This window comes from Streptomyces sp. NPDC030820, assembly GCF_055572075.1.
This window is the reverse complement of sequence record NZ_JBVIEB010000007.1, coordinates 401,561-423,690: the sequence shown is the minus strand read 5'-3', so window position 1 is coordinate 423,690 and position 22,130 is coordinate 401,561. Positions and strand designations below refer to the sequence as shown.

Below are 22,130 nucleotides of genomic sequence, written 5' to 3'. Positions count from 1 at the left end.
ACGGGGGTCAGCGTCTGTTTGGGGCCGCCAACCGGTTTAGTCGCAGGGCCAGTTGGATCTCCAGGGCGCGGGCCGGGGTCTGCCAGTCCTCGCCCAGCAGCCGGCCCACCCGCTCCAGCCGTTGGGCGACCGTGTTCACGTGGACGTGCAGCGCGTCCTTGGTGCGGGCCGGGCTCATTCCGCAGGCGAAGTACGCGTCGAGGGTGCGCAGCAGTTCCGTACCGCGTCGCTCGTCGTAGGACACCACCGGTCCGATGGTGCGGTCGACGAAGCCGGAGACGTCCCGTTCGCCTGCGAGGAGCAGGCCGAGGAAGCCGAAGTCCTCGGCCGCCGCGCCGTCCCCGGCCCGGCCCAGCAGGTGCAGCGCGTCCAGGCAGCGGCGGCCCTCGGCGTAGGCGGTGGCGATGGTCTCGGGGTGGGTGGTGAGCTCGGTGACGGGGGCGGAGGCACCGACCGTGACCGGCTGGTGGACGGCCGTCCCCAGCTGGTGGGCGGTGCGCCGGGCCAGGTCCGTGGCGGTGTCGCCGGTGGTGAGCGGCAGCAGCAGGACGGTGCCGCCGTCGCGCGCGGAGGCCAGTCCGTGCCTGGTCGCGGCGAGGTGGGAGGCGGCCGACCACAGCCGGCGGCGGGCCGCGGCCTCCTCGTCGGCGTCGGCCGCCGGACTGTCGAGGCGTGCGGCGAGGACGACATGGGTGGCGTCCAGATCGGCGTGCAGCCGGGCGGCGCGTTCGCGCAGCAGGCGCGGATCCCGGTCGCGCGTGTCCAGCAGGTCGTCCAGCAGTTCGCCCCGCACCCGCTGTTCGGCCTCGGCCGCCGAGCGGCGGGCGAGCAGCAGCAGCGAGGTGACCATCGCCGCGCGCTCCAGGGTGCGCTGGTCGACGGGGTCGAGGCCGGGGTGCCCGCGCAGGACCAGCGCGCCGAGGAGTTCGCCGCCCGCGGCGACCGCCGCGATCCAGTCGTTGCCGTGCCGTACGGCGTGTCCCTCGGCGCGGGACGCCTCCAGCGCCTTGGCCGGTGCCGCGTCGGCCTCGCTGAACTCCACGGTGCCGTCGAGGACTTCCGAGACTGCGGCGGCCACGTCGTGCACCCCGCCGCCGCGCAGGACGAGTTCGGCGAGCCGGTCGTGGACGTCCGAGGCGCGTTCGATGACCGCGCTGCGGTCCTGGATGATCTCGTTGGCGCGCTCCAGGCCGGCCAGGGCGGCGCGGGTCTCGGTGAGCAGGTTGGCGGTGTCGATCGCGGCCGCGGCGAGCGCGGCGAAGGAGCCGAGCAGGGCGATCTGCGCGCGTTCGAAGACGCGTGCCCTGCGGTCGGCGGCGAAGAGGACGCCGATGACATGCGGGCCGAGCATGAGGGGGACGCCGAGGATGGCGACGAGGCCCTCGTCGCGGACGCCGGCGTCGATGGTGAGGGTGTGCTGGAAGCGGGCGTCCTTGAAATAGTCGTCCGTGACGTACGGCCGTGTCGTCTGGGCGACCAGTCCGCCGAGGCCCTCGCCCATGCCCAGGCGCAGCTGCTGGAAGCGGGCGGAGACCGAGCCCTCCGTGACCCGCATGTAGGTGTCGCCGCGCGCCGGATCGTTCAGGGTGAGGTAGGCCACGTCCGTGCCGAGCAGGGAGCGGGCGCGCTGCACGATGGCCTGCAGCACCGCGTCCAGATCACGCAGGCCCGCGAGGTCGTGGGCGGTCTCGAAGAGCGCGGACAGCTCCGCCTCGCGGCGCCGACGCCCCTCCAGCTCGGACCGGACCCGCAGGGCGAGCAGCTTGGCCCGTTCCAGCGCGGCGGTCCGGTCGGCCGGCCCGCCCTCGGCACGGGCGAGCAGCACCGGCTGCTCGTACGCCTCCGCGGAGGCGTCGTGGGCCAGCAGCTCGAGGTACGGGGCCTCGATGCTGCCGCTGGGTGCCGACTGAAGGTGATCGCGAGACATGGTCACAGGATTCCGCATCGGCCGCCCGGCCCGGCAGTCCTGTGGAAAACTCCCGGGCCGGGCGGTGCCGGGCGCTTCAGTGGGCCGTCCACCCGCCGTCGAGCACCAGCGAGGTGCCGGTGACGAAGGACGCCTGCGGGCTGCACAGGTAGGCCACGGCCTCGGCGACCTCCTCCGGTTCGATGAGCCGCTGGAGCGCGCTGTCCTTAAGCAGGACCTCGGACAGCACGCGTTCCTCGGGGATGCCGTGCGCCTGCGCCTGGTCGGCTATCTGCTTCTCCACCAGGGGTGTGCGCACATAGGCCGGGTTCACACAGTTCGAGGTCACCCCATGGGCGGCGCCTTCCAGAGCGGCCGTCTTCGACAGGCCCTCCAGACCATGTTTGGCGGCCACATACGCGGACTTGAAGGCAGAGGCGCGCAGACCATGGACGGAGGACACATTGACGATCCGGCCCCAGCCCTGCGCGTACATGTGCGGCAGTGCGCCGCGGATGAGGCGGAACGGCGCCTCCAGCATCACGGTCAGCACGGTGTGGAAGACCTCGGGCGGGAACTCCTCGATGGGGCGCACCAGTTGCAGGCCCGCGTTGTTGACGAGCACATCGGCGCCGGCGGCGGCGCGTTCGGCGGCGTCGAGGTCGGTGAGGTCCACGGCGTGCGGTTCGACGGTTCCGGGCAGGTCACCGGCTCGTTCCGCCTGCTGGCCCAGCTCGGCCAGGCCGACCGTGTCCCGGTCGACGGCCCGCACCCGCGCACCGGCGGCCGCCAGCCGCAGCGCGCAGGCGCGGCCGATGCCGCTTGCGGCGCCGGTGACGAGGGCGGTGCGGCCCCCGAGGTCCAGGGCGAGGGGCTGAGGGCGAAGGCCAGGCGAAAGGCTGGACGAGGTCATGTGCCGACCCTAGGCGGCACTCCCCCGTCACCACATGTGGTGACCGCCCATACTTCAGCCGACAGTCGTAGGGTCAAACCATGTGGGTGCCTCGGACATGGCCTGCTTGATCCGAAAGTGGCCGAACTCGTTGAGTTCGGGCAGCGCGTCCACCGTGAACCAGCCCACTTCCAGGGACTCGTCGTCGTTGACCCGCGCCGCGCCGCCCACGGCCCGGCAGCGGATGGTGATGTCCATGTACTGGCACTGGTCACCGTTGGGATAGGTGACCGGATCCAGGGCCTGGACGAGGACGACCCGCTCGGCCACGCAGCGCACCGCCGTCTCCTCGAAGACCTCCCGCACGGCACAGGCCGCCGGCTGCTCACCGGGCTCCGGAATGCCCCCGATCACCGACCACTTGCGGGTGTCGGTCCGCCGGCCCAGGAGCACTCTGCCCTCGTCGTCGAAGACGATCGCGGTGACCCCGGGGAGCCAGAGCAGCTGCCGGCCGGCGGAGGCCCGGAGCGTGCGGATGAAGTCAGGAGTAGCCATGGGCCCGACCCTAACGGGCCGGACCCGTGTCCTCCTGGCGGTTCAGTGGGCGCACGCACCATTTCAGGGGCGTATGCCGGTCGTACGGCTACGCGCCACCGACGCGCCGACGGCGCAGCCCGGACCCGATCGCCCAGCCGACACCGCCCGCGGCGACCAGCACCAGAGCGATCTCCGGGAGGATGCCCAGTTCGGTGGCGGGGGTCTTGGACGTGCGCAGCGGCACCTTCTGGACGAGGTAGGCGGGCACGAACATGCCGGTCCGCTGGGTGATCTTCCCGTCCGGCATGATGATCGCGCTGACGCCGCTGGTCACCGGCACGGTCACGGTGCGGCTGTGCTCGACGGCGCGGACCCGCGACATGGCGAGCTGCTGGTAGGTCATCTCGCTGCGGTCGAAGGTCGCGTTGTTGCTCGGCACGGAGATCATCTCCGCGCCGTGCGTGACCGTGTCCCGCACGTCCCAGTCGAAGGCGGCCTCGTAGCAGGTGGCCAGGCCCACCTTGGCGCCGTCGATGTCGAACACGCCCGGGGTGCTGCCGCGGCTGAAGTCCTGGCGGACCATGCCGGTCCAGTCCTTGTTGACCGCGCCGACCAGCCCGCGCAGCGGGAGGTACTCGCCGAACGGCTGGATCTGCCGCTTGTCGTAGGTCTGCGTGGGCCCCTTGGCCGGGTCCCACAGGATCTGCTCGTTGAGCAGTTTGCCGTCCCGCTCCACGACGCCACCGACCGATACGGGCACGCCGACGGCCTTGGCGGCGCCCTCGATGACGGCGGCCGCGTCGGTGTTGGCGAAGGGGTCGATGTCGGAGGAGTTCTCCGGCCACAGCACGTAGTCGGGTTTCGGGGTCTTGCCCGCCTTGATGTCGGCGGCGAGCTTCAACGTCTCGCGGGCGTGGTAGTCGAGCACGGCCCGCCGCTGGGCGCTGAACTCCAGCCCGGAGCGCGGCACATTGCCCTGGATGACCGCGACGGTCCGGGTGCCGTCCTCGGCCTTGTCGCTCACCAGCGGCCGCGCGGCGACCGCGCCCGCCACCGGCACCGCCACGCTCAGCAGCGCGGCGGCCGCCGCGCCTCGCCGCACGGCCCGGGTCCGGCGCCGCTCGGCGATCAGCCGGCCGGCCTCGTACAGACCGAATCCGCACAGGACGACCGCGAAGCCCAGCACCGGCGTGCCGCCCACCGCGGCCAGCGGCAGGAAGACGCCGTCCGCCTGCCCGAAGGCGATCTTGCCCCAGGGGAAGCCCCGGAAGGGCACGCGCGCGCGTACCGCCTCGCCCGCGATCCAGACGGCGGCCGCCCACACCGGCCAGGCCGGCAGCCGGGAGACTGCGGCGACACCGACGCCGACCAGGGCGACGAAGATCGCCTCGATGGCGACGAGGGCCAGCCAGGGACCGGGACCGACCTCCACACCGGTCCACACCAGCAACGGCAGCAAAAAGCCGAGCCCGAAGAGGTAGCCGAGGCCGAGGGCCGACTTCCAGCCACGGCCGCGCAGCACCCAGCCGAAACCGGCGAAGGCGGGCAGCGCCAGCCACCACAGGGTGCGCGGCGGGAAGCTGACGTAGAGCAGCACTCCGCAGAGCGCGGAGGCGACGGCCGGGAACAGGCGGAGCAGGCGGCCGCGGGACGCGCTGGGCGCGGGGGACGGCTGGAGCCGGTCCGGCTGGTCCACGGAAGTTGCGGTGACGGTCACCCGGGTGAGTGTACGGCCGCCGCCCTGGCCGCCGACAGCGCGGTTCGCAGGCCGGGACCGACGCCACCGGCCTGGTTGTGCCTGGTCGCCGACGCGCCTGTGTGGGGCCCGGCACCCGTCCCGGCGGCCGGGTGCCGGCACCGACTCGCGGTCGGCCGCACGACGAGCACCGTCCCACCTCGCGGCGGCCGCGCGGAGGGCGCGTTCCGCCCCACCCTCCCCACGCCGTTCCGCCCGCCCCACCGCGACCATCCGCCGCATCTCGTGCCCAAACCGGTCATCAACCGCTACGGTGAGCCCAGCCTCGGCAGTGCGGCCGGATCCGGCGCCGTGCCAGGCCGCGGGGGCAGGGGTCGGGACCGGGGACGAGGGGCAGCGGTGGGGTCGACGGGGACGAAGTCCGCGGCCGGTGTGGACACGGGCGCGGTCAATGTCAGACGAAACGTTTCTGACGGGGCGGGCATGATCCTGCTGGGCGCCTGCGCCGGCTGGTCGCTGATCACCGCGGCGGCGCATGACGGACGACCCGAGGGCGTGCTGCTCGCGGTGCTCGCCGTGGTCGCCGGTCATGCCGTCGGCCGGGTGTCCGGAGCTCTGCTGCCGGTGGCCGCACCATGCGCCGGCGCGGCGGCCGGACTCGCGCTGGCCGTGGCCCTGCCCGGTCTCTCCGCGGGTCCCCGGTACGCCGCCCCGCTCGGCCACGCCGGTGGCACGGCCGCACTGCTGGCGCTGGCCACGGGTGCCGCGTGCTGCGCCGGCTGGGCGACGTCCGTACCGGAGCTGAGGCTGATGCTGCGGCTGCTGGCCGTCGGGACCGTGCTGACCGGGGGCTTGCTGGGCTCGGCTGCCGGGTGCGTGGCGAGTGCCGCCGTACTGTTGTGTTCGCTCGCAGCGGGCTCGGTGTCCCGCCGGGGCGTGTGTCTGCTGGGCCTGGCGGTGGCGGCGGCGCTGGCGGCCGGCACGGCCTGGGCTCTCGCCGCCGATGTGGTGCCGGTCGGCCTCGCCCGGGTGCTCGAAGGCCGGCTGGGCGCGTACCGGGTCGCGCTGTGGCAGGACGCCCTGCGGCTGGCGGGCCGGAACCCGGGGCTCGGCGTCGGTCCGGGACGGTTCGGCGAGCTGAGCGGCACCGCTCCGCAGACGCTGTCCGCCGACGGCAAGCCGCACTCGGCCCTGCTCCAGCTGGCGGCGGAGCAGGGCGTCGTCGGGGCGCTCCTGTTCGTCGCCGCGTTCTGCTGGGTGCTGCACGCGCTGTGGCGCTCTCCTCGCTCCACCCCGGTCGCCCTGACCGCCGGCGCGGCCCTGACGGCGCTCGCGGTGTTCGCCACGGTGAGCGATGCGCTCAGCTTCACCACGGTGACCGTGGGCGCCGGGCTGCTGGCCGGATGGGCGACGGCGCGGCCGTGGGCGCGCGACGGCGCGGAGCCCCGGCTCTGAACGGTGTCATGGCTCGCGCTACCTGCGTAGCGCGCGGCCTCAACGGGCCGAACCGGGAGTGATCGTCCGCAACCGGGCCCTGATGACCCGTACCGCCGACTCGGCGTTGTCCACGGTGATCGTGAAGGTGTGGCCGTCCCACAGGCGCAGCACGAGGCCCTCGCCACGGCGTACGACCACGGCCGTGCCCTTCTCGGGCCGCCAGCGGTAGCCCCAGCCGCCCCACTGCCGGGGTGTGACGAGGGCGGTGAAGTCGGCGCCGGCCACATGGGAGAGCGGGATGCGGCGCCGCGGCAGCCCCATGTGGCCACAGCGGACCTCGAGGCACTCCTTGTCGAGCTTGAGGTCGACGTGCACGAAGGCGAGCGTGCCGAAGAGGACCAGGAGACCGGCGGCGATGCAGCCCACGACGGACATCACCAGTGGGGCGATGCCGGAGGTCCATGCCGAGTCCACGGCCAGCTCGATACCGAGGGCCATGCAGGCAGCGCCGACCAGCGCCAGCAGCCACTGGACCCGGTTCGTGGCGCGCCCGGTCCAGATCTCGGGGTTCGGGCCGTCGTCGGTGTGGCGGTGGTCCCTCATATTTATGAGGTTACTCAGGATTCCCTGCGCGGGCAGGGCGTGGCAGACAGTGACTGAGCCGGGGAGGTCGGACCGGGCCGGGCGCGCTCTTCGCCGCGCGGCCGGTCAGCGGACGGGGCTGACCGCCTGCAGAAAACGGCCTTCCGCATAGGACAGCGCCGTCTCCGGGAGCGTGGCCTCGCGACCGCTGAGGAGCACCGCGAGGGTGGTCTCGGCGACGGCGGCGGGGGCCGGCTCCGCGCCGATCCGGCGCAGGGCCTGCGCGGCCACCGCCCCGGCGGAGCCGTGCAGGGCGAGCGGCGGACGGCCGGGCCGCTGGACGGCTGCCCGGATGCGCTCGCCGACCAGCTCGTAGTTGGTGCAGCCCAGGACGACGGTGGTCACGTCCTCGGGCGTGCGGGCGGCGGCCGAGGCGATCGCGGCCTCGATCGCGCTCTCGTCCGCGTGGTGCACCGCGTCCGCGAGACCGGGGCATGCCACCTCGGTGACGGCCACCCCGGCGGCGAACTGCTCGATCAGATTCCGCTGGTACGCGCTTCCGGTGGTGGCGGGGGTCGCCCAGATCGCGACGTGCCCGCCGCCCGCTGCGGCCGGCTTGATCGCCGGGACGGTGCCGATGATCGGCAGGTCCGGTTCGAAGCGGCCCCGCAGCACCGGCAGGGAGTGCACGGAAGCGGTGTTGCAGGCGACGATCAGGACGTCGGGCTCGTGGGCGGCGGCGGCCTCGGCCACGGCGAGGGCCCGCTGGGTGATGTCCTCGGGAGTGCGCGGCCCCCAGGGCATCCCGTCGGGGTCCCAGGAGAGCACGAGATCCGCGTCGGGCCGCAGTCGCCGTACCGCGGCGGCGGCGGGGAGCAGGCCGATTCCGGAGTCCATGAGCGCGATCTTCACCCGGCCACGATAGACGATCGGGTCTTGCGGGCCGGTCCGGTGGGGCAGACTGCGGGCGTGAGCGCCCTGCTGTGGATCACCGTCGTATCGCTGGCCGCATGGTGCTGGCTGCTGCTGTGCCAGGGCTTCTTCTGGCGCACGGACGTCCGGCTGCCGCCGCGCCGGGAAACGGACGCATGGCCGTCCGTCGGTGTGGTCGTACCGGCTCGCGACGAGGCCGCCGTGCTGCCCGCGAGCCTGCCGTCACTGCTGGCGCAGGACTATCCGGGGCGCGCCGAGGTCTTCCTGGTGGACGACGGAAGCACCGACGGCACCGGGGAACTGGCCCGTGAGCTGTCCCGGCGGCACGGCGGACTGCCGCTGACCGTGGGCTCTCCGGGCGAGCCGCCGGCGGGCTGGACGGGCAAGCTGTGGGCGGTGCGGCACGGCATCGGCCTGGCACGCGCGCGTGACCCCGAATACCTGCTGCTGACGGACGCGGACATCGCGCACGCTCCGGACAGCCTGCGCGCGCTGGTGGCGGCGGCCCGCGCCGGGGGCTTCGACGTGGTGTCGCAGATGGCGCGGCTGCGGGTGGAGAGCGCGTGGGAGCGGCTGGTGGTGCCCGCGTTCGTCTACTTCTTCGCGCAGCTGTATCCCTTCCGCCGGATCGGGCGGAAGGGCTCGCGTACGGCCGCGGCGGCGGGCGGCTGTGTCCTGCTGCGCGCGGACATGGCGGAGAGGGCTCGCATCCCGGACGCGATCCGGCACGCCGTCATCGACGACGTGGCACTCGCGCGCGCGGTGAAGGGCGCCGGCGGGCACGTCTGGCTGGGGCTGGCCGACCGGGTGGACAGCGTGCGGCCGTATCCGCGGCTGCGCGACCTGTGGCGGATGGTCGCGCGCAGCGCCTACGCCCAGCTGCGGCACAACCCGCTGCTGCTCCTCGGTACGGTCGCCGGGCTGGCGCTGGTGTATCTGGTGCCGCCCGTCGCGGTGGCCGTGGGAGCGGCGGGCGGCGCTGCGGCGACGGCGGTCGTCGGCGCTCTGGCGTGGGCGGTGATGGCGGGGACGTACGTGCCGATGCTGCGCTACTACCGGCAGCCGCTGTGGCTCGCTCCGCTGCTGCCGTTCACCGCGTCGCTGTATCTGCTGATGACGGTCGACTCGGCCGTACAGCACTACCGGGGGCGCGGGGCCGCCTGGAAGGGCCGCACGTACGCGCGCCCCGATGCCGTGCCCGACGAGGGCTGAGCGCGGTCACTTGCGGCCGGGCGTCCAGTTCATGCCCCATCCGTAGGCGCGGTCTATGGTCCGCTGCGGGCTCACTCCGCGCTCCGGCACCAGATACCGCGCCTCGCGCTGCACCAGGAGGTCGCCGCCCGTGTTGGTGATCAGGGCGAGCGCACACACCGTGGACGGCACGGTGCACTCGTCGAGCGAGAAGTCGATCGGGGCGCCGTGCTGCGGCTGGAGGGTGACGGTGGCGTGCAGGTCCGCGAAGGAGTTCGCGCCTTCGTAGATGGTGACGAAGACGAGGATGCGCCGGAAGTCCTGCCTGTGGTCGAGGTTGACGGTGAGGTTCTCACCGCTCGCCACGGCGCCGGTGCGGTCGTCGCCGTCGAGGTGGATGTACGGCGGCCGGTGCAGCGAACCGAAGGCGTTGCCGAGGGCCTGTACGACCCCTTTGCGGCCGTCGGCGAGCTCGTACAGGGCGCACAGGTCGAGGTCGATCTCTCCTCGCCCGCCTCCCCACCGGCCGCCCCAGCCGGAAAGCTCTTTACGCATCTGCCAGTTGAGGTTCACCCGCATGGCACCGGAGGTTCCGCCCTGCTTGGCGAGCGAGACGGAGGGCGCCGTCTTGGTGAGGGTGACCTTGGACAGGCGGACGGGCTGAGGCGCCGGAGGGGGCGCGGACGCGGACGGCATGGTGGGGAGTGGCGGTGCGGGGGTCGGCGCCGGAGGCGGGGGCGGAGTCATCGGGGCGGGTGCGGTGGGCGGGGGCGGAGTCACCGGGCGCGGCGCGGCGGCCGGTGCGGTGGGCGGGGGCGGAGTCACCGGGCGCGGCGCGGCGGCCGGTGCGGCGTGCTGGGGCTCGTCCACGGTGATGCCGAAGTCCGTCGCCAGGCCCTCCAGTCCGCTGCTGTAGCCCTGGCCGACGGCGCGGAACTTCCAGCCGCCCTGACGGCGGTAGAACTCACCGAGCACGAAGGCCGTCTCCACCGTCGCGCCCGGACTGTCGAAGCGGGCGACCGCCTGGCCGCTCACGGCGTCCGTCACCTCGATGTAGAGGCCGGGGACCTGCCCGAAGGTCCCGCCGTCGGCAGAGGCGGCGAGGACGATCCGCTCGATCGCGCCCTCCACGCGCGCGAGGTCGACGGACAGAGTGTCGATGACGGCCGCGGCATCCGTCCGCTTGCCCTCGTGGCGCACCGCGCCGGAGGGATGGGCGGGCTGGTTGTAGAAGACGAAGTCGTCGTCGGAGCGGACCCTCCCGGTGGCGAGCAGCAACGCGGAGGCGTCCGCGTCGGGCACGCCGGGTCCGGGGCGCCAGCCCAGTTCGACACGCAGCGCCGTGGTCGGCACCGGCGCGTTCGACCCCTTCAGCATGGACATGCCCGCCCCCATCCGTGTCGGCTTCCGTACACCCTCGGCCGTCCCGTCATCCCTACCCGCACAACCTATTCGCCGGTGCCGCGAACCCCCACGACCGGCTCAGGAAGATCGCTGGTCAACTCCCGGTAACCCCGCAGGAACTCGCCCTTTACACGATTAAAGCGCGGATCGACGTCCCTTTTTGCCAAGTTCGCTCGGATTGGGGATCCCGGGTCACTGCGGACACGGAAAACAACCCTCTTATCGGTCTCCCCAACGAGCACATCGTGGGCTTAACTTATGTGCCATGACCTCCCCCCGCTCCACTTATGGTGGCGGCTACTACTCCGCCTCCTTCCCGGACACCCCGATCTACGACTCGCTCGTCGCCGAGCGCGGTACCCCGCAGATCGCCCCGATCCGGGTCCCCGCCGCCTACGACACGGGCAGCAGCCTGCCCGCTCTGCCGTCGGCCCTGCCCGCCCTCCCGGCGGCACCCTCCCCGCAGGCTCCGGCCTACGGCTACCCGCACACGCCGCAGCCCGCGCCGTTGCAGCAGGCGCCCACGGCGTACATCCCGCAGCAGGCCGCCGCGCCGCGGGGTTACCCCGGCCCGCAGGCCCCCCAGCAGCGCCCGATGGGCACGGGTTACGAGGCCATGCGCCCGGCCGCGCCGCGGCCCGCGCCGGCTCCCTACCAGGACCCGTACAACAACCAGCAGTACCGCGGCTACTGACCGGCGCGCCAGCCGCCGGTCGGTGCCTGCTGGCACGATGGCGGCATGGAAAACGCCGCATTGCAGTCGATCCACGTTCATCCGGTCAAGGCGTTCCGGGGTCACGCGCCCCGGGAGGCTGTGGTGGAGCCCTGGGGCCTGGCCGGTGACCGGCGCTGGACGCTGATCGACGACGGGGGAAAGGTCGTCACACAGCGCGAGCAGCCGCGCCTCGCGCTGGCCGCCGCCGAGCCCGAGGCCGGCGGCGGCGTTCGTCTGTCCGCGCCCGGCCAGGCGCCCTTGACGGTGTCTGTGCCCGAGCCGGCCGGTACCGTGGCGGTGAACGTCTTCGGCACCAAGGTCGAGGCGGTCCCGGCGTCCGCGGCCGCGCACGCCTGGTGCAGCGCCTTTCTGCGGGCGGACGTCCGCCTGGTCCACATGGACGATCCGGCCACCCGCCGCCCCGTCGATCCCGAGTACGCCCTGCCCGGCGAGATGGTGAGCTTCGCCGACGGCTACCCCTTGCTGGTCGCCACGACGGCCTCCCTCGACGCCCTGAACTCCCTGATCGCCGAGGGTGCGCACGCCGCCGAGGGCCCGCTGCCGATGAACCGCTTCCGGCCGAACGTCGTCGTCGCCGGCACCGAGGCCTGGGCCGAGGACCACTGGTCACGGATCTCCGTAGGAGAGGTGGTCTTCCGGGTCGCGAAGACGAGCGGACGCTGCGTCGTCACCACCGTCGACCAGGACACCGCCGTATGCGGCCGGGAGCCCCTGCGCACCCTGGCACGCCACCGCAAGGTCGGATCCAGGCTGCTCTTCGGCCAGAACCTCGTGCCCCTCTCGCGCGGCACGATCAGGGTCGGGGACCCGGTGCGGGTGCTGCGGTAGCGCCCGGCGGCGGATCCACGGGCGGGGAACCGGGGGCGGGTCCCGGTCGTTGGGAGGCATGAGAGATTCGTGAGAAGCCGCGTGCGTGACCCGTCCGCGGTGGACGTGATGTCGCTCTCTCTTGCTCCGGGCTGCGGATGCGCTCCCGCGCCGGGGGATATGACGGGGCGTAAGGGGGTGGGGAGATGCGGGCGATCAATGGCCTGTGGCGCTGGCGGCACAATCCGCTGCGCCGTGCGACCGACCTGGCCGAGGCGTGGGTGGCCCTCGTGGCGCTGGTGCTGGTCGCCGTGGCCGCGCCAGTGGTCGGCTGCCTGGTCGGTGCCGCTGCCCAGGACTCGCTGCAGCGGTCCGTGCGCGAACAGCGGCACACGCGCCACCTCGTCACGGCCACGGTGGTGCGTGATCTGGGCGAGGCCCCGCTGGAGACCGACCCCGACACCACCGCGGCGCGCGAGTCCCGCAGCCGTGTCCTCGCCAGCTGGACCGCGCCGGACGGCACCAGCAGGCACGGCTCGGCCCTGGCCGACCTCAAGTCCCCGCACTCGGGCGACCGCTTCGGACTCTGGACGGACCCGCACGGCCGAATAACGACCCGCCCGCTGGACTCCCCCACCGCCACGACACACGCGGTGCTCGCCGGAATCGGCGCGGCCCTGCTGGTCGCGGGCCTGGTCGAAGCCGGCAGACGGCTGACGGTGTGGCGCATGGTCCGCGGACGGTACGCACGCTGGGACCAGGCCTGGGACCGGGCGGGCCCGGACTGGGGCAAGGCGGGCACCGGCTGCTGACGGCCTTCCGGCTCTGGTCAACCCACCAGGCACGCACACGCTACGGTGGACCGGCCGAAGCGCTTTCGGCGACAACCCGCGGGTGAGCGAACCGCAGGGGCACGCGCAGGTTTTCGGGAAGCGCGAACGCGCACCAGCCCCAGGGGCTGAGCACGGTCGCGGTCCCGGCACCGGCGGCAAGTGCCCCCGGGCAAGCGAGCCATCAGTACGACGAGGTGGGGGCACAGCAACGCCATGGCACAGGGCACGGTCCAGGTGACGCACACCGGTACGTCGCGGTGGCGGCGCCGCACAGGCGAGTACGCATCGCTCGCCGCCGCCCTGGAGGCCGCCGCCGACGGCGACGTCCTCACCATCGCCCCGGGCACCTACCGGGAAAACCTCGTCATCCAGCGGGCGGTGACGCTCCGTGGCCCGGAGGGCTCCCCCGGTTCGGTGCGGATCGCGCCCGTGGACGGGGTGCCGCTCACCGTGCGCGCCTCGGCCGTGGTGCAGGACCTGCACGTGGAGGGCCAGGACGCGGCGGCACCCGCGCTGCTGGTCGAGGAGGGCACGCCCGAGCTGATGGACGTGCGGATCGTGACCCGGTCCGCCGCGGGCATCGAGGTGCGCGGCGGTGCCCGCCCGACCGTGCGCCGCTGCACCGTCGACAACCCGGCCGGCATCGGCATCGCCGTACTCGACGGCGGGAGCGGGGTGTTCGAGGACTGCGAGGTCGTCGCGGCCGGGCAGGCGGGCGTGGCCGTCCGCGGCGGTGCGCATCCGCGTCTGGAACGCTGCCGTGTGCACCACGCCTCCGGCACCGGGATCACCGCCACGGGCGAGAACTCCGCGCTGGAGGCGGTGGGTTGCGAGATCTACGAGGTCCGCGGCTCCGGCGTACAGGTGACCCAGCGGGCGACGGCGCAGCTGACCGACTGCGATGTGCACCGTACGACGGCCGACGGCGTCACCCTGGACACGGACGCGGTGCTCACGCTCGCCGACTGTCACATCCACGACATCCCGGAGAACGCGGTCGACCTGCGCTCCCGCTCGGTGCTCACACTGACCCGGACGACGGTCCGTCAGTTCGGGCGCAACGGCCTGTCGGTGTGGGATCCGGGGACCCGGGTGGACGCCCACCAATGCGAGATCTTCGACAGCACCGGCGACTATCCGGCGGTGTGGGTCAGCGACGGCGCCACCGCCGTTCTCGACTCCTGCCGGGTGCACGATGTGCCGGACGCCCTGTTCGTGCTGGACCGCGGTTCGCGCGCGGACGTCGTGGACAGCGATCTGTCGCAGGTGCGCAACACGGCGGTGTCGGTGAGCGACGGGGCGACCGCTCAGCTCGACGACTGCCGGATCCGGGAAGCGGCGACCGGCGCGTGGTTCCGCGACCACGGCAGCGGCGGCACGCTCAACAACTGCACCATGGACGGCACCCAGACCGGCGTCATCGTCACCAAGGGCGCCGACCCGACCATCGAGCGCTGCACGGTCGACTCCCCCGCCGAGGCGGGCTTCTACGTCTCCGCGGGTGGCCGCGGCAGCTTCCTGAACTGCCGGGTGAGCGGCAGCGGCGGTTACGGCTTCCATGTGATCGACGGCTGCCGGGCGACGCTGCGCAAGTGCCGTACGGAGCGCTGCGCGCGCGGCGGTTACGAGTTCGCCGACGCGGGCCCGGACGCCGGGTCCGGGACGGGCCCGGTCGTGGAGGACTGCACCAGCGACGAGAGCGGCGGCATGCGGCCGCCCACGGTCCGGGAGACCGCCGTCGAGACGGTGTCGCACTCCCCCGGGCTGCTCGGCTCCATCCCGGGGCAGCGCAGCACGGAGCAGGAGCCGCTGGTCGGCGCGGCCGAGCCGGCGAAGCCGGTGCGGACGTCGAAGGACGTGCTCGGGGAACTCGACGCGCTGGTGGGCCTGGAGAGCGTCAAGCGCGAGGTGCGGGCGCTGACCGACATGATCGAGGTCGGGCGGCGCCGGCAGCAGGCGGGCCTGAAGGCGGCCTCGGTCAAGCGGCATCTGGTCTTCACCGGCTCGCCCGGCACGGGCAAGACGACGGTCGCCCGCCTCTACGGCGAGATCCTCGCCTCGCTCGGTGTGCTGGAGAAGGGGCACCTGGTGGAGGTGTCCCGGGTGGACCTGGTCGGCGAGCACATCGGTTCCACGGCGATCCGCACCCAGGAGGCGTTCGAGAGGGCGCGCGGCGGTGTGCTGTTCATCGACGAGGCGTACGCGCTGTCCCCGGAGGACGCCGGGCGCGACTTCGGCAAGGAAGCCATCGACACGCTGGTGAAGCTGATGGAGGACCACCGGGACGCGGTGGTGGTGATCGTCGCCGGCTACACGGCGGAGATGGAGCGCTTCCTCTCCGTCAACCCCGGTGTCGCCTCCCGCTTCTCCCGCACCATCACCTTCGGCGACTACGGCCCCGAGGAGCTGCTCAGGATCGTGGAACAGCAGGCCGACGAGCACGAGTACCGGCTGGCGCCGGGCGCGTGCGAGGCGCTGCTGAAGTACTTCACGGCCATCCCGAAGGGCCCGGCGTTCGGCAACGGCCGTACCGCCCGGCAGACCTTCGAGGCGATGGTGGAACGGCACGCGAGCCGCGTCGCCCAGCTTGCGGACCCCAGCACCGACGATCTGACCCTGCTGTACGCGGAGGACCTTCCGGAGCTGCCCTGACCGCCCGGTCCCGGACACCCCGGCCTTGCGCACGAGCTTCTGGAGGATGTGGATGAAGGCCCTGACGACGCTCGCCCGGCTCTACGTGGACGACCTGGACAGGGCGTTGCCCGCACTGCGCGAGCTGACGGGTCAGGACGTCCGCACCCGGTTCTCGCACGGCGCTGTGGAGGTCGCGAGCATCGGCGGCTTCCTGCTGGTCGCGGGCAGTGAGCAGGCCCTCGCCCCGTTCCGGGACGTGCAGAGCACGGTGCTCGTGGACGACCTGGATGGCCTGCACGCGCTCGTGACGGCCCACGGCGGGGAGATCCTGGACGGCCCGCGCGAGGTGCCCACCGGCCGCAATGCGACGGTGCGGCACCCGGGCGGGGTCGTCCTGGAGTACGTCGAGCACACGGCCTAACCGGCGTCCGCCTGGTGCTGCGTGGGCTCCGGCCGTGGCCCCGGCAGCTCCGGGCGCAGGCGGTCCAGCAGACGTGCGCGTTCCCGGGAGAAGACGGGGTCCGCCTGGTAGTCGGAGTGGCCGAGGATGGGCGCAGGCAGGGGGTGCGCGGGCGTGCGGCCGTAGGCGAGCGGGTCCTGCAGGGGGCCGTGGTCGACATCCGGCGTGGCGTCGTCGGGGACGCGGACGGGCCCGCCGATGGGGTCGGTGCCGCGGTAGAGGTTGCCCCAGCAGGCGACGTCGCGGTGCAGGGCGGCGAGCGCGGGCGGTCCGAAGTGGGCCGGGAACCAGCGGCCGTAGAGACGTTCCAGCGGGGAGCCGTAGGTCAGCAGCGCGACCCGGCCGCGGACGGACGGGGGCAGCTGCCAGGCGGCGGCCGCGGCCAGGACACTGCCCTGGGAATGGCCGGAGAGCACCAGGCGGCCCCCGGTGCGCCGGGTCCAGGTGGCCATGCGCCAGGTCAGGTCCGGCACCGCGCGCTCGGCGTAGCACGGTGGCGCGAAGGGGTGGGCGGCGCGCGGCCAGAAGGTGCCGACGTCCCAGAGGATGCCGATGGTGCGCCGCGCCGAGGCGTCCCGGTAGGCGCGCCTGCCCCAGGTCACGAAGAGCACGAAGCCGAGGCCGACCAGCCAGGAGCCCACCGCCTGCGAGGTCTCGGCGACGGCCTGCAGGGCGTCGTAGGTGCGGCGGGCGGCTCCGTCGGGGGTCTTCCGGGTGGCCAGCGCGCCGGCCAGCGCCGCGGCACCGAGCAGCAGGGTGGTGGCGGTGAGCACGGCGACGATGAGGGGCGCCCGGTCGGTGAGGGTGGCCATGGCGCGGACGTGGGCGATGGCCCGGGTACGGCCCGGGTCCTCGGGTTCACCGGGATGCTCGTGGCGGACCCGGTCGCGTTCGGCGCGGGCCAGCCGGGCGGTGCCGAGCCCGAGCCGGACGGCGAGGAGCAGCAGGACCACGAGGGCCGGCGGGATCGTGGACGCCTGCCAGGTGAGCAGGACCGGCGGGCCGGGGAGTGCGGCGTGGGTGCCGTCGAGCCAGTCCGCGACGCGCTGTGCGACCCCGCCGGACATGACACCGCCCAGCGCGCAGGCGAGCAGCGCTACGGCCGGTCCGCCCAGGCCCCGCATGCCGGCGCGCGGATCGGGGCTGCGGTGGTGGAGGCACCCGGCCACGACGGCGAGCGCGACGACCAGCAGCCCCTGGGCCAGCATGAGGGCGCCGAAGGCCGGGTCGCCCGGCAGCCGTCCGGCCGACCGCCAGCCGGGCCGGGCCCAGCCGGCGTAGACCACGGTGAACAGCAGCAGGGCGAGCGCGCCGAGCGGCAGGAGCCGTACGACGTGCCGGTCGAGCCGCTGGTCGAGGCGGTTCTCGCTGCGGCCCCGGCAGCAGACGACACCCACGGCCGTCGCCGCCCAGGCCAGCAGGGCCGCGGTGAGCAGCCGGCCGAGGACGTCCAGGGCGGCGGAGCCGCCGGGCCGGTGGTCGAAGCGGACCGCGGGGGCCGCGACGGCGGCGGCGACGGTCAGCAGGGCCGCCGCGGTGTGCGCGGCGCGCAGCCGGGCCACGAGGCGGCGCCCGTACCAGAAGCCGGGCCTGGTCAGCGCGCTGCCGTCGGTGTCCGGCTCGGGGTCGTGGGTCATCGGCCGATGGGACTCGTACGCGCTCCAGGTCCGGCGGGAGAGGTACCAGAGCAGGCCCGTCAGCGCGGTCGGCACCAGTGCGGCGAGCGCCAGCCGGCGGCCGGGCAGGCTCCACCAGGTGCCGTGCCCGCCGGGGCCCGTGGACGCCGGGGGTGCGAGGAAGGCCAGCCAGGAGTTGCGGTGGGCGCAGGACCGGACGCCGGCGCACTGCCAGGCCACCAGATCCAGGGCCACCTCGCAGGCGGCGGCCACCAGCAGCACGGTCAGGGTGAGGGCGGCCAGCCGGACCAGGAGGCCGTACAGGCGGACCGTGCGGTGCCGGCCGGCCGCGGCGGGGCGCATCCAGTGGGCGAGGTTGACCACCATGAACGGCAGCAGCAACAGCCACAGGGCGCGGCTGCTGTCGCCGGAGGTGAGATTGCACCAGACATACGCCTCCTGGACCGGCCCGTCCCGTGGCTCTCTCCTGTTCCCGGCGTCCTCGGCGCGCCGGAAGATCGCGGCCGTGTCGTCACCGGTGACCCGGACGGGGCGCGGGTCACCGAGCATCTTCTCGGGAGTGGTCCCGCCCACCCCGTGCACCAGCAACTCCAGCTCGGCCTCCGTCTGCCGCTCGCCGTGGCGTTCCTGTGCGCGGTCCACCGTTCTCGCACCCCCCGTGACGCGCCCGAAGCACTGTGCCGATGCGGGTTTCAGGATCTCCGGTCCGGGGATGTCGCACACCTCACGTCACGGAATCTCCCCGATCTGTGTGACAGTGGCCCGGGCGGCCGGGGCGGATCTGGCATGCGCGCGTCGTGACAGGTGGTGGCGCAACCGGTGCCGACCCGTGAAAAGATGGGACGCCCGCGCATCTTCGGCCGGTCGGAATCTCCTGGTCGGGGGCGGTGCGCCGGGCGTGTCGGACGGATGGCGGCGAAAGGACCGGAGCGTACGTGAGTGAGAATCAGAACCTCCTCGCGGAGCAGCGCCGCGCCCTGATCCTGGACGAGGTCCGGCGCCGGGGCGGTGTGCGGGTCAACGAACTGACCCGCAAGCTCGGCGTGTCGGACATGACGGTGCGCCGCGATCTGGACGCCCTCGCCCGCCAGGGCGTGCTGGAGAAGGTGCACGGCGGCGCGGTGCCGGTGGTCGAGGCCAGCACGCACGAGCCCGGGTTCGAGGCGAAGTCGGGTCTGGAGCTGACCGCCAAGGAGGACATCGCGCGCGCCGCCGCCAAGCTGGTCACCCCGGGCACGGCGATCGCCCTGTCCGGCGGTACGACGACGTACGCGCTCGCCCAGCAGCTGCTGGAGGTGCCGGACCTGACCGTCGTGACGAACTCGGTGCGGGTCGCGGACGTCTTCCACGCGGCGCAGCGCACCTCGGGCCAGCGGCAGGGCGCGGCCACGGTGGTGCTGACCGGCGGTGTGCGCACCCCGTCGGACTCGCTGGTGGGGCCGGTGGCCGACCAGGCGATCGCCGCCCTCCACTTCGATCTGCTGTTCCTCGGTGTGCACGGCATATCGGTCGAGGCCGGACTGTCCACGCCGAACCTCGCCGAGGCGGAGACGAACCGGCGGCTGGTGCACTCCGCGCGCCGGGTCGTGGTGGTCGCCGACCACACCAAGTGGGGCACGGTGGGCCTGAGTTCGTTCGCCGCGCTGGAGCAGGTGGACACGCTGGTGACCGACGCGGGCCTGCCCGCCGAGGCACGTGCGGAGATCTCCGAGCACCTGCGGGTGGTGGTGGCGGGCGAGCCCGGGGAGGACGACGCAGACATCTGAGGGTCTGTCAGCTATGGTGGGCCGCCCGGCCGACCGCTCCGCGGGAGTGGCACAAGGGGGTTACGTCCATGGCTCGTCGTCTGCGTCCGGTGGACCTCGGCTTCGTCGGGGCCGCGCCCGTACGTCTGGTCTTCGCCCGGGAGGTCTCCGCGTCCCCCGAGCAGGTCTTCCGCGCGCTCGCGGAGGACGTGCCCGGCTGGACGCAGTGGTTCTCGGCGGTGACGCTCGCCCGGGCCACCGACGGCGGCGCCGGGCGTGAGATCCGGCTCAGGGGCGGGACGCGGTTCGAGGAGACGGTGCTCGTGGCGAAGGCGCCCGAGGTGTACGCCTACCGCGTCGACGCCACCAACGCACCGGGCGTCCGTGCCCTGGTCGAGGAGTGGCGCCTGACTCCTCTGGGCGCGGGCAGCCGGGTGCAGTGGACCTTCGCCGCGGACGGGGCGGCGCCGTTCCGGTTCGTCCTCGGGCTGGCCCGGGCGGGCCTCGGGCGTGCCTTCCGCGACGCGGTGACGTCCCTGGACCGGCGCCTGGCGAGCGGCTGATCAGCCGGCGCCGCGGGCGTGCTGCGACTCGGTCACGACCGCTGCCATCAGTTCCGCGTCCAGTGCGGAGACATCGGCCAGACGCGAGGCCGCGGACAGCGAGTTGAGCAGGGTCTTGGTGACGCGCAGGGCCGCCTGGGGGCGGCGGACGATGGGCCTGGCCCAGTCGGCGACGGCCGCGTCCAGCTCGTGCGCGGGGACGACCTTCTGCAGGATGGACAGGGACTGGGCCTCCGCCGCGGAGATGGCCCGGCCGGTGAGGACGATCTCGCGCACGCGGGCGGCACCGACCTCGTTGATGAGACGGGGCAGCAGGCCGCCCCATGCGGTGGGCAGCCCGAGCGCGAGTTCGGGCAGGCGGAAGGTCGCGTCCTCGGATCCCACCCGGAGATCGCAGGCGAGCGCGAGGGCGAAGCCCGCCCCGATGGCCTTGCCGTGGACGCGTGCGATGGTGACGGCCGGGTTCGCGGTCAGCGCCTCGCAGACGCGCCGTGCCTTGGTTCCCGACATACGGATCCCGCCGCCCGTGGGGTCGAGGGCGAGATGCCGGGCGGACTCGCCGCGGTCCCCGCCGAGGCAGAAGTCGTCGCCGCTCCCGGTGAGCACGAGCACGCGGACCGCCGGGTCCTGGTCCTGGAGGACCGCCAGGAGGTCGTCCAGCAGGGCGTCGGTGACCGTGTTGCCCTGCTCGGGGGTGTTCAGCTCGACGGTGAGGACGGCACCCTCCCGGTGGGTCCGCAGGGTCCGCCGTACGGCACCGGCCGGGAAGGTCGTGAGGGGGAGGGCGGTCATGTGGTCACTTTCAGGGAGGTGATGCGCCGGAAGACCATCCGGCTCGCATGCGTCGGACCCGCGGTCGGCCGCAGGGTGGGGAATCGTTCCAGCAGCTGGGTGAGCAGGAGACGGGCCTCCAGGCGGGCCAGGCCGGAGCCGAGGCAGTAGTGGACGCCGCCGCCGAAGGTGAGGTGGGCGCCCTTGCGGCGGATGTCGAAGAGGTGGGGGTCCGGGTTGCGGCGCGGATCGTGGTTGGCGGCGCCGTACAGGACGTGGACGGTGGTGTCCTTGGCGATGGGGACGCCGGCGAGAACGGTGTCGTCGGCGGCGAAGCGTGAGTTGAGGTGGATCGGCGGGTCGTAGCGCAGCGCCTCCTCGATCGCGTCGTCGATGTGCTCGGGGTGCCGGCGCAGCCAGTCGGCCCGGGCGGGGTCCTGGGTCAGGAACCACACGGCGTTGGTCAGCAGGGTCGCGGTGGTTTCCAGGGAGGCGATGGTGATGAACATCGTCAGGTCGTACAGCATCTGGTCCGCGGCCGCCCGGTCGTCGGGGTACTGGGCGTCCCAGTAGCGGATCCAGCCGCTGAGGACGTCGTCGCCGGGGTGTGCGCGCCGGTCGGCGATCAGGCCGGTGAAGTAGGCCCGCATCTCCAGGGTGGCCTGGGCCGAGACGGCCAGTTCGCTCTTGGTGGGGATCAGTTCCTGGGCGTGGACCTGGCGGTGGGTGAAGTCCAGGATGTGCGGGTAGTGCTCGGCCGGGATGGCCAGCCAGTGGCCGACGGTGTGGATGGGCAGCCGGTCGCCGACCGTGGTGACGAAGTCGGCCTCGCCGTGGGCGCGCAGCTGTAAGTCGAGACGGTCCAGGAGCTCGGTGACATGGGCGGCGATCTGCGGCTGCATGGCGTCGAGGGTGCCGCGGTCGAAGAGGTTGCCCAGGGCGCGGCGCCGCACGGAGTGCTCGGGCGGGTTGAGGCGGGACAGCGTCCGCGTCATCTCCTGGGTCGCCGGGTCCTGCCAGCGCGCCATGTCGGGTCGGCGTTGCTGCCAGGCGAAGTCCGGCACCAGCCAGTTCCTGCCGCGCAGGATCTGGTTGCAGGCGTCGAATCCGGTCACGAAGTACCCACCCCAGGGAGCGGGCACCACCTCACCCAGTGCGCGCAGTTCGTCCCAGACGGGGAGGGGGTTGGCCTGTCCTTCGTCTGAACGCAGCCGGCGAAGGAGAGGGATGACGGCTCGGCGGTCGGTGGTGGTGCCGCTTATGACGCCAACGGCGGTCACGCGAAGCTCCTTTGTGGCTGGGCGCTACCGATACCGCCGGAACCTACCCTTCCCCCCTCCCTGATCATGCGCCTGACAGTGTTGCT

19 protein-coding genes are annotated in these 22,130 nt (G+C 73.4%); 9 read left to right on the top strand and 10 right to left on the bottom strand.

Going from position 1 to position 22,130, the window contains the following annotated elements; translation table 11 throughout:
* Positions 1 to 7 precede the first annotated feature (7 nt).
* From ACZ418_RS21975 to lnt, 4 genes are all read right to left on the bottom strand, one after another.
* The gene (locus tag ACZ418_RS21975) at positions 8 to 1,927 is read right to left on the bottom strand and encodes a helix-turn-helix domain-containing protein (protein WP_468365316.1); all 1,920 of its coding nucleotides are present in this window, start codon (positions 1,925 to 1,927) and stop codon (positions 8 to 10) included.
* Between the two features lie 76 nt (positions 1,928 to 2,003).
* Entirely contained in the window at positions 2,004 to 2,819 is an 816-nt protein-coding gene (locus ACZ418_RS21970; protein ID WP_468365313.1) for a 3-hydroxybutyrate dehydrogenase, read from the bottom strand.
* Between the two features lie 54 nt (positions 2,820 to 2,873).
* Complete coding sequence (locus ACZ418_RS21965) at positions 2,874 to 3,353, bottom strand: NUDIX hydrolase (RefSeq protein WP_468365311.1); 480 nt, start codon at positions 3,351 to 3,353, stop codon at positions 2,874 to 2,876.
* A gap of 88 nt (positions 3,354 to 3,441) precedes the next feature.
* Positions 3,442 to 5,052, bottom strand: a complete 1,611-nt coding sequence (gene lnt / locus ACZ418_RS21960) for an apolipoprotein N-acyltransferase (RefSeq protein WP_468365308.1) — start codon at positions 5,050 to 5,052, stop codon at positions 3,442 to 3,444.
* 462 nt (positions 5,053 to 5,514) lie between these two features.
* On the opposite strand from lnt, the gene ACZ418_RS21955 reads away from it, so the two are divergent.
* Complete coding sequence (locus tag ACZ418_RS21955) at positions 5,515 to 6,486, top strand: O-antigen ligase family protein (protein ID WP_468365306.1); 972 nt, start codon at positions 5,515 to 5,517, stop codon at positions 6,484 to 6,486.
* 39 nt (positions 6,487 to 6,525) lie between these two features.
* On the opposite strand, the gene ACZ418_RS21950 is transcribed toward ACZ418_RS21955, so the two are convergent.
* Positions 6,526 to 7,071: a hypothetical protein gene (locus tag ACZ418_RS21950; RefSeq protein ID WP_468365303.1), complete on the bottom strand. Its 546-nt coding sequence runs from the start codon at positions 7,069 to 7,071 to the stop codon at positions 6,526 to 6,528.
* Positions 7,072 to 7,176: 105 nt separating this feature from the next.
* Positions 7,177 to 7,962: a glutamate racemase gene (locus ACZ418_RS21945; RefSeq protein WP_468365301.1), complete on the bottom strand. Its 786-nt coding sequence runs from the start codon at positions 7,960 to 7,962 to the stop codon at positions 7,177 to 7,179.
* A 39-nt stretch (positions 7,963 to 8,001) separates the two neighbouring features.
* On the opposite strand from ACZ418_RS21945, the gene ACZ418_RS21940 reads away from it, so the two are divergent.
* Positions 8,002 to 9,195, top strand: a complete 1,194-nt coding sequence (locus ACZ418_RS21940; RefSeq protein ID WP_468365517.1) for a glycosyltransferase — start codon at positions 8,002 to 8,004, stop codon at positions 9,193 to 9,195.
* Between the two features lie 6 nt (positions 9,196 to 9,201).
* On the opposite strand, the gene ACZ418_RS21935 is transcribed toward ACZ418_RS21940, so the two are convergent.
* A complete protein-coding gene (locus ACZ418_RS21935; RefSeq protein ID WP_468365298.1) occupies positions 9,202 to 10,557 on the bottom strand; it encodes a TerD family protein in 1,356 nt (451 codons plus the stop codon).
* Between the two features lie 286 nt (positions 10,558 to 10,843).
* On the opposite strand from ACZ418_RS21935, the gene ACZ418_RS21930 reads away from it, so the two are divergent.
* The 5 genes from ACZ418_RS21930 (at position 10,844) to ACZ418_RS21910 (ending at position 16,009) form a co-directional block, all read left to right on the top strand.
* Positions 10,844 to 11,272: a DUF6643 family protein gene (locus tag ACZ418_RS21930; RefSeq protein ID WP_468365295.1), complete on the top strand. Its 429-nt coding sequence runs from the start codon at positions 10,844 to 10,846 to the stop codon at positions 11,270 to 11,272.
* Positions 11,273 to 11,317: 45 nt separating this feature from the next.
* Positions 11,318 to 12,142: an MOSC domain-containing protein gene (locus ACZ418_RS21925; RefSeq protein WP_468365293.1), complete on the top strand. Its 825-nt coding sequence runs from the start codon at positions 11,318 to 11,320 to the stop codon at positions 12,140 to 12,142.
* A gap of 185 nt (positions 12,143 to 12,327) precedes the next feature.
* The gene (locus ACZ418_RS21920; protein WP_468365290.1) at positions 12,328 to 12,933 is read left to right on the top strand and encodes an Rv1733c family protein; all 606 of its coding nucleotides are present in this window, start codon (positions 12,328 to 12,330) and stop codon (positions 12,931 to 12,933) included.
* 234 nt (positions 12,934 to 13,167) lie between these two features.
* The gene (locus tag ACZ418_RS21915) at positions 13,168 to 15,606 is read left to right on the top strand and encodes a right-handed parallel beta-helix repeat-containing protein (RefSeq protein ID WP_468365287.1); all 2,439 of its coding nucleotides are present in this window, start codon (positions 13,168 to 13,170) and stop codon (positions 15,604 to 15,606) included.
* A 52-nt stretch (positions 15,607 to 15,658) separates the two neighbouring features.
* Complete coding sequence (locus tag ACZ418_RS21910) at positions 15,659 to 16,009, top strand: VOC family protein (RefSeq protein WP_468365285.1); 351 nt, start codon at positions 15,659 to 15,661, stop codon at positions 16,007 to 16,009.
* Here the strand turns inward: ACZ418_RS21910 and ACZ418_RS21905 are convergent.
* The gene (locus ACZ418_RS21905) at positions 16,006 to 18,327 is read right to left on the bottom strand and encodes a hypothetical protein (RefSeq protein ID WP_468365282.1); all 2,322 of its coding nucleotides are present in this window, start codon (positions 18,325 to 18,327) and stop codon (positions 16,006 to 16,008) included. The genes ACZ418_RS21910 and ACZ418_RS21905 overlap by 4 nt on opposite strands.
* 293 nt (positions 18,328 to 18,620) lie before the next feature.
* Here ACZ418_RS21905 and ACZ418_RS21900 point away from each other — a divergent pair, with 293 nt between their 5' ends.
* Together ACZ418_RS21900 and ACZ418_RS21895 are read left to right on the top strand one after the other, a co-directional pair.
* Positions 18,621 to 19,451, top strand: coding sequence for a DeoR/GlpR family DNA-binding transcription regulator (locus tag ACZ418_RS21900; RefSeq protein WP_055705365.1), 831 nt, complete (start codon positions 18,621 to 18,623; stop codon positions 19,449 to 19,451).
* 68 nt (positions 19,452 to 19,519) lie between these two features.
* Positions 19,520 to 19,993 carry an SRPBCC family protein gene (locus ACZ418_RS21895; protein ID WP_468365279.1) on the top strand — a complete coding sequence of 158 codons (474 nt, stop codon included), beginning with the start codon at positions 19,520 to 19,522 and terminating at the stop codon, positions 19,991 to 19,993.
* Here ACZ418_RS21895 and ACZ418_RS21890 read toward each other — a convergent pair whose 3' ends face one another.
* The gene (locus ACZ418_RS21890; RefSeq protein ID WP_468365276.1) at positions 19,994 to 20,785 is read right to left on the bottom strand and encodes an enoyl-CoA hydratase/isomerase family protein; all 792 of its coding nucleotides are present in this window, start codon (positions 20,783 to 20,785) and stop codon (positions 19,994 to 19,996) included.
* Entirely contained in the window at positions 20,782 to 22,044 is a 1,263-nt protein-coding gene (locus ACZ418_RS21885; RefSeq protein WP_468365274.1) for a cytochrome P450, read from the bottom strand. The genes ACZ418_RS21890 and ACZ418_RS21885 overlap by 4 nt, the downstream gene beginning before the upstream one ends.
* Positions 22,045 to 22,130: the final 86 nt, after the last annotated feature.

Bases quoted from the DNA above. Each gene is read 5' to 3' on its own strand.
- ACZ418_RS21935 (WP_468365298.1), bottom strand. From the start codon at position 10,557: ATGTCCATGCTGAAGGGGTCGAACGCGCCGGTGCCGACCACGGCGCTG.
- ACZ418_RS21895 (WP_468365279.1), top strand. From the start codon at position 19,520: ATGGCTCGTCGTCTGCGTCCGGTGGACCTCGGCTTCGTCGGGGCCGCG.
- ACZ418_RS21970 (WP_468365313.1), bottom strand. From the start codon at position 2,819: ATGACCTCGTCCAGCCTTTCGCCTGGCCTTCGCCCTCAGCCCCTCGCC.
- ACZ418_RS21955 (WP_468365306.1), top strand. From the start codon at position 5,515: ATGATCCTGCTGGGCGCCTGCGCCGGCTGGTCGCTGATCACCGCGGCG.
- ACZ418_RS21930 (WP_468365295.1), top strand. From the start codon at position 10,844: ATGACCTCCCCCCGCTCCACTTATGGTGGCGGCTACTACTCCGCCTCC.
- ACZ418_RS21975 (WP_468365316.1), bottom strand. From the start codon at position 1,927: ATGTCTCGCGATCACCTTCAGTCGGCACCCAGCGGCAGCATCGAGGCC.
- ACZ418_RS21965 (WP_468365311.1), bottom strand. From the start codon at position 3,353: ATGGCTACTCCTGACTTCATCCGCACGCTCCGGGCCTCCGCCGGCCGG.
- ACZ418_RS21915 (WP_468365287.1), top strand. From the start codon at position 13,168: ATGGCACAGGGCACGGTCCAGGTGACGCACACCGGTACGTCGCGGTGG.
- ACZ418_RS21890 (WP_468365276.1), bottom strand. From the start codon at position 20,785: ATGACCGCCCTCCCCCTCACGACCTTCCCGGCCGGTGCCGTACGGCGG.
- ACZ418_RS21920 (WP_468365290.1), top strand. From the start codon at position 12,328: ATGCGGGCGATCAATGGCCTGTGGCGCTGGCGGCACAATCCGCTGCGC.
- ACZ418_RS21950 (WP_468365303.1), bottom strand. From the start codon at position 7,071: ATGAGGGACCACCGCCACACCGACGACGGCCCGAACCCCGAGATCTGG.
- ACZ418_RS21910 (WP_468365285.1), top strand. From the start codon at position 15,659: ATGAAGGCCCTGACGACGCTCGCCCGGCTCTACGTGGACGACCTGGAC.
- ACZ418_RS21925 (WP_468365293.1), top strand. From the start codon at position 11,318: ATGGAAAACGCCGCATTGCAGTCGATCCACGTTCATCCGGTCAAGGCG.